General features: G+C 33.8%; 3 protein-coding genes and 1 pseudogene. 2 read left to right on the top strand and 2 right to left on the bottom strand.

The genetic code is table 11. From position 1 onward, the window contains the following. Positions 1–192: 192 nt before the first annotated feature. Positions 193–603: pseudogene (locus tag F6K22_RS35570) on the top strand (protein kinase domain-containing protein); the annotation flags it as partial. Between the two features lie 888 nt (positions 604–1,491). Here F6K22_RS35570 and F6K22_RS35565 read toward each other — a convergent pair. Beyond that, entirely contained in the window at positions 1,492–1,926 is a 435-nt protein-coding gene (locus F6K22_RS35565; RefSeq protein ID WP_293109272.1) for a DUF488 domain-containing protein, read from the bottom strand. 14 nt (positions 1,927–1,940) lie between these two features. After that, positions 1,941–2,732, bottom strand: a complete 792-nt coding sequence (locus F6K22_RS35560; protein WP_293109270.1) for a hypothetical protein — start codon at positions 2,730–2,732, stop codon at positions 1,941–1,943. 195 nt (positions 2,733–2,927) lie between these two features. On the opposite strand from F6K22_RS35560, the gene F6K22_RS35555 reads away from it, so the two are divergent. Continuing rightward, complete coding sequence (locus F6K22_RS35555; protein WP_363275153.1) at positions 2,928–3,455, top strand: GUN4 domain-containing protein; 528 nt, start codon at positions 2,928–2,930, stop codon at positions 3,453–3,455. Positions 3,456–3,660: the final 205 nt, after the last annotated feature.

Here is a 3,660-nt window from a genome sequence, read left to right as displayed (position 1 = left end):
AATAATTAAATAATTTTGGTTTAAAGCCTCCCCTATCCAAGGGGAAAAAAGCGGTAGAGGGATGGCGAGGTCTCCTCGCTTGCCTCCAATCTACCAAGAGAAGAAATAATATTTCCTGATCTTCAATCCTCTCCGTTAAAACCTTCTTGTAATTATCAATTATCCATTATCCATTATCAATTAATGAATGTAGATAGTCGTCAATATTTAATACAGGAATTTATTCAGGGTTTCTCCCTGAAACAAGAGTTAGATAATCATAGTATTTTTAATGAAAGTCAGATTCGATAATTATTAATAGACTTATTATCTGTTTTGCAATTTGTTCACAGTCATAATGTGATTCATCGGGATATTAAACCAGAAAATATTATTAGCAGAGAGGTAGATAAAAAGTTAGTTTTGGTTGACTTTGGAGCATCTAAGATTATCCCGAAAACTCAACGTCGGACGGTGACAGGAACAATAATTGCTTCGGCAGAATATTGTGCCCCAGAACAGTCCATGGGAAAAGCCAAATTAGCAAGTGACTTGTATAGTTTGGGGGTAGTTTGTCTGCATTTATTAACTCAGATGAGTCCGTTCGATCTATCCCAAAAACTTTATCCTGTGAGCTGCATTCATTTTGTGAAGCTCCAAAAAAATCTGTTACCAGAATCAGCTTGCATTTTTCCAATAATTTTGATATCATTTTGTTATAAGGGTCTGTTCGCCTATACGCATGACTTTTTATTCAACTAAAGAGCATCTTTTCCTAGAGAAAGAAAACTCAGCAAAAATAAAATTAGATCCAACTCCACAAAGAACAGGTAGGGTTTGCTGAAAAAGTCTTATGGGTAAAGGTAGGAGTCAGGAGTCAGAAGTCATATCAAATCCGGTTGAATACTTATTATATAGTTGGGGGGATGGAGAGATGGGGGGATTGAATATTGAAGTAATTATTTAAATTACAAACATATATCATATAACCGGATTCTATGTACAATTAACCGGATTTCGTATCAGGATAAATGACAATGACAGAGGATATTACCGAATTATTAATTATTAATTATTAATAATTAAATAATTTTGGTTTAAAGCCTCCCCTTGGATAGGGGAAAAAAGCGGTAGAGGGATGGCGAGGTTTCCGTTCCCTCCGGGACGCTACGCGAACTTCAAAGCTTTGCGAAGCGCAAACGCTTGGCTCCAATCTCCCCTTGAGAAGAAATAATATTTCGTGATCTTCAATCCTCTCCGTTAAAACCTTCTTGTAATTATCAATTATCCATTATCAATTATCAATTAATGAACGGATATTTTTTCCCTCAAATTTTTCCCCCTTGTCCGATCAAAATTCTCACATTTTCAGCTTAAGAGAGCAAAAATCTTGCACTTTTTTCACACAAAAAAGGCTAAAGTATTTATCTGTCAATGCTTTTGAATTTAATCAGTAAGCCCTAGGTATTGATAACTAATCACTGAAATGACAAAAAAATCAGTATTATATAGCTACTCTAAATGTTTAACTTTAGCCGAAACTAACTCATTTAAAAAATTAGCAACCTCAACCCGATGACATCTATTTGGGTCTAGTTCAGCACATAATAATAAAACATTTCCTTGTCTAGCAATTTCTGCAATTTCAGATAAATCTGCATTTACTTTTTCAGGAGTAGGTGAAACCCAATTTTTATTACCTGATGTATTTCCTAGAGAAACTTTAGAAATATATTGAATATTTTTAGAACAGCAAAAGTTTTCTATTTTTTCTCCATACCATCTACGACTCCAAGCACGGGTACTTTTCCTGACATCAACCACACACTTGACATCAAAATTTTCCAGATATGCTAAAAATTCACTGTAGTCTTTACGATTTCCATAGCCAAATGTAAGAATATATTTATTCAAATGTTTATTTGAAAAATTATCTGAAAAATTCATAAATTTTACTCTATTTAGAACAAGTTTAACTGAGAAACAAAAGGAGGATAAACCACACCTATAATCATAAAAGAGTTTTTGTGGCTCTTTAAATTCCCTACTATAAAGTATAGGTCTTTTTTGTTCATAAATTCAACCTCTAGCTTTTGTCTCACTTTTTCTATAGCTTCTTTTTCCTTACCTATTTGAGTTGCACTTAAAGATTTATCTCTACATTTTCGATAAAGCTCTTGAATTTCCCAATCACTAATACTAAAGCGATGTTTATCTCCATCTTCATCAATAAACTCATATCCAAACTTATAAGGTATTTTCTCAAGTTCTACTGTTGGTTCAAATAAATCTAACTGATCTAATACAGCTTGCTGTTTTGGTTTCCAGTTACGTTCAGTTTGCTGACAAAAATATCTATTAATAATCCTTGGCTTAATTATTCCTAGGGATTTATCTTGATCTTTTATTTCCTTAATTGACCTAGATTGTAATGGGAGTAAAAATTTTTTTCGTTCTTCCCAATTATTGCTTGTTGTTATCTTTCTTAAAACCTCTATAGAAGAATCATCTATACGAAAACTTTCTGGTCTATAATCTCGATCATTTTTTTCAATTAAAGCCCTAATAATAGACCATCTAGGATAGCGTCGATCAAAATCCAATTGTCGAAACCGAATAGGATAAATTCTAACCCATTCAAGAGGTTTTTCCTCTTCACTCAGTAAAACTCCAGCAGTACAGACAGTTTCTTTATATTTTTGACTAATAGAAGGATATGTTTTAGTTGCAATTAATATTTTTTTTGATTCCATATAATAGGATTTTTTTCTTCCCTCAATGAACTTTGATTACCCAATTATAACAAAATACATTCTAGAGTAGCTGAATGTTACTTGATTTAGCATGAGTTTATATTAATCAATCTTTACCCACTCCACGAAATTAGCTAAGATAGTAGGGGGTTTAGTCTCCAAACTCCATAAAATTTCTATTATCAACCTATTATTATGTCTCAATCTCAAAAAAATCAAGAATTCCCACAATATTCTCCTTCTAATTATTTATCTTTGGTTTCAGTTACAGGAGTAAACTATGAAAAGTTGCGCGATCTATTAGCGACAGGAAAGTGGAAAGAAGCAGATGAGGAAACTGAGCGCTGTATGTTGAAAGTTGCAAGACGAGAAAAGGATGGTTGGTTGAGAATAGAAGATATAAATAATTTTTCTTGTGAAGACCTGCGTACTATTGACCAACTTTGGATAAAATACAGTAATGGCAAGTTTGGCTTCTCTGTGCAGAAGCAAATTTATCAGAATCTGGGTGGTACAAGGCAGTACGATAGTCAAATATGGGAAGCTTTCTGTGATAAAGTCGGATGGCGTCAACGAGGGAAATGGTTGTACTGGGATGACCTAACTTTTTGTCTCGACACAGATAGCACAGGACACCTACCTGTAGGATTGCGTCCAAAGTGGGTCCGTGATTACGGTATAAAGTCTTTTCTCGTCCAGAGACTTGTCGATTCTAATATATAGCCGTTTCAGCTTTTCGACACTCAGTTATCAGTTATCAGTTTTTTATAACCTATTTATTGGTCATCAGATACCAGTTGTATTGAAGCAGTTCAATTCTAGGATTAGTCATTAACTTAGCTGTAGCAATCTCCACATATTATAGAAGAGATTGCTTCGGGGGATGCTTCAAATAAAACAATTGCTTTTGTTACCTCCCTCGCAATGA

The organism is Okeania sp. SIO2F4, assembly GCF_010672385.1.
GTDB lineage: Bacteria > Cyanobacteriota > Cyanobacteriia > Cyanobacteriales > Microcoleaceae > Trichodesmium.
Note: the sequence above shows the minus strand (reverse complement) of the source record. Positions and strands in the feature narration are given on the sequence as shown.

Bases quoted from the DNA above. Each gene is read 5' to 3' on its own strand.
- F6K22_RS35565 (WP_293109272.1), bottom strand. From the start codon at position 1,926: ATGAATTTTTCAGATAATTTTTCAAATAAACATTTGAATAAATATATT.
- F6K22_RS35560 (WP_293109270.1), bottom strand. From the start codon at position 2,732: ATGGAATCAAAAAAAATATTAATTGCAACTAAAACATATCCTTCTATT.
- F6K22_RS35555 (WP_363275153.1), top strand. From the start codon at position 2,928: ATGTCTCAATCTCAAAAAAATCAAGAATTCCCACAATATTCTCCTTCT.